The organism is Pseudaestuariivita sp. (genome assembly GCF_052825805.1).
In genome coordinates this window covers 1-7,574 of sequence record NZ_JBRBVB010000012.1, presented here as the reverse complement: position 1 = coordinate 7,574, position 7,574 = coordinate 1, and the positions used below count along the sequence as shown (strand labels likewise).

Genomic DNA, 7,574 nt, shown 5'->3' with positions numbered 1-7,574 from the left:
GATGTGTTTGAATACATTGAGCCGTTCTATAACACCAAGCGCAAGCACACAAACAACGGCATGCTGTCGCCCGTTGACTTCGAAGAAAGACAGCTCAAACTCGAAAAGGCAGGTGTCTAGAAAACTAGGGGCACGTCAGTCCGATTGAAGACTAGTGGTTTCTTGTAAATTTCTAGGTGCCACCCATGAGCAATGTAGGTGAGCTTCAAAAGCTCCATGATTGACAGCACTCTTGCATCGTCCGCCGCGCGACGGACGAACCAATTCGCGACTGAGCGCGCATCGATGGGTAAAGCTCTTTCCATGTTCATGCGTATGTAGTGTGAGATTGAGAAATTGTTGAGCTGGTTTGCTTCTATCCGCCCCAGCCCCCACCTCCGGGTGTTTCCATGCCAAAGGCGGCGCCGGCGGGCAGGTCGATCTCGTCGTTGCCCGTGAGGTCCACGCGGGTGCCGTCCGGCATTTCCGCCCAGTTCACACCCACCGCGCCGGGTGCTCCGCCATCGACGCCAAAGGGCGGCACAACTCTGTGGGAACAGAGTGTGGTCACGGTCACCGGTTCGAGAAAGCGCATGACCCGCAGGCAGCCATGCCCGCCGCGCCACTTGCCGTGGCCGCCCGATCCGTCCCGCACGCCAAACGTCTCGAGCCGCACCGGGAACCTCTTTTCGAGGATCTCCGGGTCGGTCGAGCGGGTGTTCGTCATATGCGTTTGCACCGCGTCGCAGCCGTCGAACCCCGGCCCCGCGCCCGTCCCGCCGCAGATCGTCTCGTAGTTCTGGAAGTCCTCGTTGCCCCAGACAAAGTTGTTCATCGTCGCCTGAGACCCCGCAAGCACGCCCAAAGCGCCGTACAAGGCGTTGCATGCCGCCTGCGACACTTCGGTGTTCCCGGAGATCACCGCTGCCGGGTACTCCGGGTTCAGCATCGAGCCTTCCGGCACCACGATCTCCAGCGGCTTGAGGCACCCCTCGTTGAGCGGGATCGCGTTGCCGACCATCGTGCGGAAGACGTAGAGCACCACTGCGCGGCTGATCGACTTGGGCGCGTTGTAATTGCCGGTCTGCTGACCCGACGTGCCGGTAAAGTCGATCTTCGCGGTCCGTGCGCAGCGGTCCACGGTCACCGCAACTTTGATGTGCGCGCCCTCGTCCATCGGGTAGTCAAAGTGACCGTCCTTGAGCTGGTCGATCACCCGCCGCACGCTCTCTTCGGCGTTGTCCTGCACGTGGCCCATGTAGGCGCGCACGACGTCGAGGCCGTAGGTCTCCACCGTCTTGAGCAGGCCCTGCCGGCCGGTCTCGTTCGCTGCGACCTGCGCTTTGAGGTCGGCCAGGTTCTGCGGGATGTTGCGGCAGGGGTACTTGCCCGAGCCGAGCACCGCCACTGCTTCGTCTTCAAGCAGCGTGCCACGGTCGACGAGTTTGACGTTGTCGATGACGACGCCTTCCTCCTCGATATGCGTGCTATCGGGCGGGGCGGAGCCGGGGGTGCGTCCGCCGATGTCCGCGTGGTGCCCGCGCGAGCCGAGCCAGAAAACGGGTTTGCCGTCCACAAACACAGGCGTCACCACGGTCACGTCCGGCAAGTGGGTGCCACCTCGGAAGGGCGAGTTCAGCATAAAGGCATCGCCCTCGGCCACGTCGGGGTTGAGGCGCATCACGGTCTTGATCGAGTCGCTCATCGAGCCGAGGTGCACCGGGACGTGCGGGGCGTTCGCAACGAGGTCCCCTTCGGCGTCAAAGATTGCGCAGGAAAAATCGTAGCGCTCCTTGATGTTCACCGACCAGGAGGTGTTGGCCAGCGTCGCGCCCATCTGGTCGGCGACGGACATGAAGAGGTTGTTGAAGACTTCGAGCAGGATCGGATCGGCCTGCGTGCCCGCCGCCTCGCTGCGCGATTTGGCCTCGGTGCGGGTCAGGATGAGGTTGCCCATCGCGTCGACTTCGGCGCTCCAGCCGGGTTCGAGGATGTTGGTGCCGGTGCTTTCGGTGATGATCGCCGGGCCGGTTAGGGTCTGACCGGTCGCCATGTCATCGCGCTTGTAGAGCGGGACGGTGGCGGATGCGCCGTCAAAGGTCACCGGTACTTCGGCAGCGATGTCTGCGCCGGGTCCTGTTGCTTTGGCGGCGGGGGCTTCACCGGTGGCGCCGATGGCCTCGGCGCTGACCATATCAAAGAGAATCGCGCGTTCGGGGGAGGCAAAGCCGAACCGCGCGCGGTGCGCGTCCTCGAAGGCTTGCTGCATGTCGGAGGGGCTGCCCCAAGGCACTTCGAGCGCCTGGTGCGAGCCGTCGTAGCGCAGATGCGCGCGGGCCTCGATCTGCACGTCGTCGATGCCCTGGCTGCGCACTTCGTCCGCGGCAGCTGAGCTCACCAAATCGAGCGCTTCCTGCGCTGTGTCGATGTCCTCCAGAGGCGCGTCCACCTGCCGTTCGCGCAAGGCGCGGATGTCGGCGAGGCCCATGCCGTAGGCGGAGAGCACTCCGGCGTGCGGGTGGAGGAAGACCTTGGTCATCCCAAGCGCATCTGCCACGAGGCAGGCGTGCTGGCCGCCCGCGCCGCCAAAGCATTGCAGCGTGTAGCGGGTGACGTCGTGGCCGCGCTCGACGCTGATCTTCTTGATGGCGTTGGCCATGTTGTCGACGGCGATCTTGAGAAAGCCGCTGGCCATCTCTTCGGGCGACAGGGGTGGCTCGCCGGTCTCTTGAGCGACGGTTTCGGCCAGGGCGGCAAAGCCTTTGCGCACGGCGTCCACGTCGAGGGGCTGGTCGCCTTCGGGGCCAAAGACGGCAGGGAAGTGATCTGGGTTCAGCTTGCCCAACATAACGTTGCAATCGGTCACCGTGAGGGGGCCACCCCTGCGGTAGCAGGCAGGCCCCGGATCGGCACCGGCGCTTTCCGGTCCGACCTGGAACCGGCCATCGCGGAAGGTGCAGATCGACCCGCCGCCCGCCGCGACGGTGTGGATGTCCATCATTGGGGCGCGCATGCGGACGCCTGCAACTTCGGTCTCAAAGGACCGCTCGTAGTCCCCCGCATAGTGGGAGACGTCGGTGGAGGTGCCGCCCATGTCGAAGCCGATGAGCTTGTCGTGGCCTGCGGCCTCTGCCGTCTGGACCATGCCGACGATGCCGCCTGCGGGGCCGGAGAGGATCGCGTCCTTCCCCTGGAAGAGCTGTGCGTCGGTGAGCCCGCCGTTCGATTGCATGAAGTAGAGCGCCTTGGCCGCGCGCCCGAGGTCGAGAGCGCCCGCGACCTGGTCCACGTAGCGGCGGAGGATCGGGGAGAGGTAGGCGTCGACAACGGTGGTGTCGCCTCGGCCGACAAGTTTGGCGAGGCGCGAGACTTCGGCCGAGGTGGAGATCTGGGTGAACCCGATCTCGCGGGCGATTTCCGCGGCGCGGGTCTCGTGCGCGGGGTTGAGGTAGGCGTGCAGACCGGCGATGGCGACGGCGCGGATGCCGGCGTCAAAGGCGTCTTGCAGAGCGGCGCGCGTGCGGTCTTCGTCGAGCGCGGTTAGCACATTGCCATCGGCGTCAAGGCGCTCGGGCAGCGGTGCCACTTGTTCGTAGAGCAGGTCCGGGCGCTTGATCTCGAGGTCAAAGAGCTTGGGGCGCGTCTGGTAGCCGATCTTGAGCAGGTCGGTCAGCCCTTCGGTGATCAGCAGCAGCACCCGCTCGCCCTTGCGCTCGAGCAGCGCATTGGTGGCGACGGTCGTGCCCATCTTCACCGCGCCGATCAGGTCGTCAGCAAAGGCGTTGTCCGTCCCAGTCAACTCGCGAATGCCCTGCACGGCGGCGTCCTGATAGCGCTCGGGGTTCTCGCTGAGGAGCTTGTGCGTGTGGATCGCCCCCTCTGGATCGCGCGCCACGATGTCCGTGAACGTGCCGCCCCGGTCGATCCAAAAGTCCCAACGTCCGCTCATGCCGCGCGCTCCTTGCCTTGCAATAAGGGCGTTGTGGCATCAACGATGATAAAATGTCAACGTTTTGTCATCGTAATCTATCCCGGTGCTTTTCACCCGATCGAGACGTGGCGCGCCTCGGCGGTGATCTGGCGGACCCAGCGTCGGGCAAGGTCCGCGTCCTGCGCGCTGAGCGTATGGCCGGGCGGGGGCGCTTCGGTGCCGCAAAGCCAGCCGAGTGCCGCGTTGACGTGCTGGCCGCAGAGCCGGGCGTGCGCGGTCCCGGCGTCGCTGTCGACGGCCTCCACTGTGGCCGTCTGCCGCCAGACCGGGCGTTCGGCGCTTTCGGCCACAAGCGTCACCGACAGCACGATCCGGTCCCCGCCCGTCGCGGTGAGCGCGGTGTCGGTCGCAGCCTTGTCACCGGGCGGGGCGAGCGTGTCGATCTGCGAGAGCACCGGTCCCCAGGCCGCCGCCCAGCCCACCGGGCGCAGGATCGCCTGGTGCAACTCGGCGATGTGCCAGGTCGGATCAAAGCCCGCGTCCTCCAGAAGCATTGTCGCATCTCCGCGCGGGATCGCCTCGAACTCTTCGGCCTCGGGTGTCGGCAGGGTCACCGGGTAGGCGGCATCCCACGGCAAGTTGACGCGGCTCTCCTTGAACCGCGAGACGCTTTGCGCCGGCTCGCCGAGGGTGCGCAAAAGGCGGTGCGCCTCGGTCCCGAGCGTCGCGCGAAAGGGCTGGGGGTGCTGCGGCAGGCACCCGGCAAAGCTCGCCAGCGACAGGCGGTGGGTTGGATCGAACGCAGCGCTCGCCCGGTAGAGCGCGACGAGGTGCCGGATCAGCAGCAGGTCCAGCCCTGGGCTGACCCCGCATCCCGAGATCAGCGTCGTCTTCGTCAGGATAGCTTGCGCGTGCTGCGCCAACAGCTGCGGCGGCGCTGGGTGCGGCGTCACCAGATGCGCACCGCGGTTGGCCGCCATCGCCGCCAGTTCAGTGAGCCGCGTGCCGGTGACATGGGCGATGATGATGTCCCGCGGTTGCAGCACCGCGCTGAGGTCGGTGAGATCGAACGCGCGCGGCGTCGGTGCCGTGCGGGGCAGGGCAGGCCGCGCGAGGGTGGGGTTGTCCGACCAGACCTCCACCCGCTCGGGAAAAGCGGACAGGCACTGGAGCAGGCCCGGCAGCGCCTCGGCGCCCGTCCCACACCAGTGCATCCGCGCCGGCGCCGTCATGGTCAGACAAACGTCAGCGCATGGGCGCGGTCCGGCGTCTCGAGGTGCGGCACGGCGTTGAACTGATGCAAATGCCACTGTCCGCGAAACTTGCGAAAGCTGTGCATCGAGGCGTTGCGCGTCTGCAGCAGGACCGAGGTGAGCGCCGGGATCTCGAGGTCGAGCACCCGCGCGATCATCGAGGCGATCACTCCGCCGGAGGTCACCATCAGCACCCGCTGGTCCGTCCGGCAATGCGCATCGACCGCGGCGGCGATGCGTCCGTGAAACCCTTCCCACGTGTCCGGCACGCCGTGCAGCTGCCCGTCCTGCCAGGCGCGCATCGTGGGCGGCACGTGGTCGGCAAAGGCGTCGGCGTCCTCGGGGGGAGCCAGGCCGCAGTGCCGCTCCATCGCCTCGGCCATGGGAAAGTACTGCATCTCGTTGAGGCGCGCATCGGTCTCGGCGGAGCCCGTCGCCATGCCGGCGTGCGTCTCGCGGTGCCGCCTGAGCGCGCCGTGGACCTGGTGGTCGAACGTCATATGCGCGCCGCGCATCCACTCCCCCAGCCAGCCCGATTGGTCGTGGCCGAGAGGGCTGAGCCGGTCGTACTCTTCTTCGGTCTTGGCGCCCGAATTGGCCTGGCCGTGGCGGACAAGGACAAGCTCGGACATCAGGACACCTCTGCGATCGTACACATGGGCGGGATACTGGCACGATCCGCCCCGTCCGCAAGAGGCGTCTGCGGTACCGGATCGGAAACCTCGGAGGCGCTCCCGCGCCGCAAAACCGCTGCCCCGCGTCGGGAACGGTCTTAGCACGGTGTCCCGCGGCATGCTTTAACACCCTCCAGCAGGGAGGCGCGCCATGTCCGACACTATCCGATTCACGCTTGACGGCGAGCAGGTCGAGGCGCGCGCGGGCGAGACGATCTGGGAAGTCGCCAATGGCCGCGGCCTTGTGATCCCGCATCTTTGTCACAAACCTGCGCCGGGGTATCGCCCCGATGGCAACTGCCGTGCTTGCATGGTCGAGGTGGAGGGGGAGCGCACTTTGGTGGCCTCCTGCATCCGCGAGCCGTCCGAGGGGATGGTGGTGATGACCGATTCCGCTCGTGCCAAGAACGCGCGCAAGATGGTGGTCGAGATGCTCGTCGCCGACCAGCCCGAGCGGGCGGAGGCGCACGACCAATCCTCCCACCTTTGGGACATGGCGGAGGCGAATGGCGTGTCCGAGAGTCGCCTTCCCAAGCTCGAGGCGCCGCGCATCCCGCTGCTCGACGACAGCCATGTGGCGATGAAGGTCAACCTCGACGCCTGCATCCAGTGCGGGCTTTGCGTGCGGGCCTGCCGCGAAGTGCAGGTGAACGACGTGATCGGGATGGCGGGACGCGGTCACGACGCCTACCCCGTCTTCGACATGGGCGACCCGATGGGCGAGAGCACCTGCGTCGCCTGCGGCGAATGCGTGCAAGCCTGCCCGACGGGTGCCCTGATGCCCTCGAGCGTGGTGAACGAGGCGCAAGTGGGTGACAGCAAGGATTACGACCGCGAGGTCGAGAGCGTCTGCCCGTTCTGCGGCGTCGGCTGCCAGGTCTCGCTCAAGATCAAGGATGACAAGGTCAAGTATGTCGAGGGCATCAACGGTCCCGCGAACGAAGGACGGCTCTGCGTCAAGGGGCGGTTCGGCTTTGACTACATCCACCACCCGCACCGGCTGACCAAACCCTTGATCCGGCGGGAGGATGCGCCCGCGAAGGGGTTGAATGTGGATCCGGGCAACTGGCAAACGCACTTCCGGGAGGCCAGCTGGGACGAGGCGCTCGATGCCGCCGCAAACGGTCTCAAAGGGCGTGGTCGCGAAGTGGCGGGGTTCGGCAGCGCCAAATGCACGAACGAAGAAGCCTACCTCTTCCAGAAGTTCATCCGGCAGGGGTTCGGCCACAACAACGTCGACCACTGCACGCGGCTCTGCCACGCTTCCTCCGTTGCGGCGCTGATCGAGAACGTTGGCTCGGGCGCGGTCACCGCGACCTTCAACGAGATCGAGAATGCGGACGTGGCGATCGTGATCGGCGCCAATCCGATCGAGAACCACCCGGTTGCGGCCACCTACTTCAAGCAGTTCACCAAGCGCGGCGGCAAGCTCATCGTGATGGACCCGCGCGGCCAGGCTTTGAAGCGGTTCGCCTCCCACATGCTGCAGTTCCGCCCCGGCGCGGACGTGTCGATGCTGAACGCGATCATGCAGGTGATCGTCGAAGAGGGGCTCTACGACCAGCAGTACATCGACGCCTATACCGAGAACTGGGAGGCGGAGAAGGCGCATCTGGCGGACTTCACCCCCGAGGCCATGGCCGAGATCTGCGGGATCGACGCGGACGTGCTGCGCGACGTGGCACGCACCTTTGCCGGTGCGCAATCTGCGATGATCTTTTGGGGGATGGGTGTCAG

General features: G+C 66.1%; 5 protein-coding genes. 2 read left to right on the top strand and 3 right to left on the bottom strand.

The window, feature by feature from the left end; translation table 11 throughout:
* Window positions 1-120, top strand: a 120-nt coding sequence (locus ACU0B3_RS14225; protein ID WP_446258962.1) for an IS3 family transposase, incomplete at its 5' end; no start/stop codon positions are given.
* 235 nt (window positions 121-355) lie between these two features.
* Here ACU0B3_RS14225 and ACU0B3_RS14220 read toward each other — a convergent pair.
* The 3 genes from ACU0B3_RS14220 to ACU0B3_RS14210 form a co-directional block, all read right to left on the bottom strand.
* A complete protein-coding gene (locus ACU0B3_RS14220; protein ID WP_446261528.1) occupies window positions 356-3,928 on the bottom strand; it encodes a hydantoinase B/oxoprolinase family protein in 3,573 nt (1,190 codons plus the stop codon).
* 92 nt (window positions 3,929-4,020) lie between these two features.
* Entirely contained in the window at window positions 4,021-5,142 is a 1,122-nt protein-coding gene (locus ACU0B3_RS14215; protein ID WP_446261527.1) for a hypothetical protein, read from the bottom strand.
* Window positions 5,143-5,144: 2 nt separating this feature from the next.
* Window positions 5,145-5,795, bottom strand: a complete 651-nt coding sequence (locus ACU0B3_RS14210) for a histidine phosphatase family protein (RefSeq protein ID WP_446261526.1) — start codon at window positions 5,793-5,795, stop codon at window positions 5,145-5,147.
* 193 nt (window positions 5,796-5,988) lie between these two features.
* Here ACU0B3_RS14210 and ACU0B3_RS14205 point away from each other — a divergent pair.
* A partial coding sequence (locus ACU0B3_RS14205) for a molybdopterin-dependent oxidoreductase (RefSeq protein ID WP_446261525.1) occupies window positions 5,989-7,574 on the top strand: 1,586 nt, incomplete at its 3' end.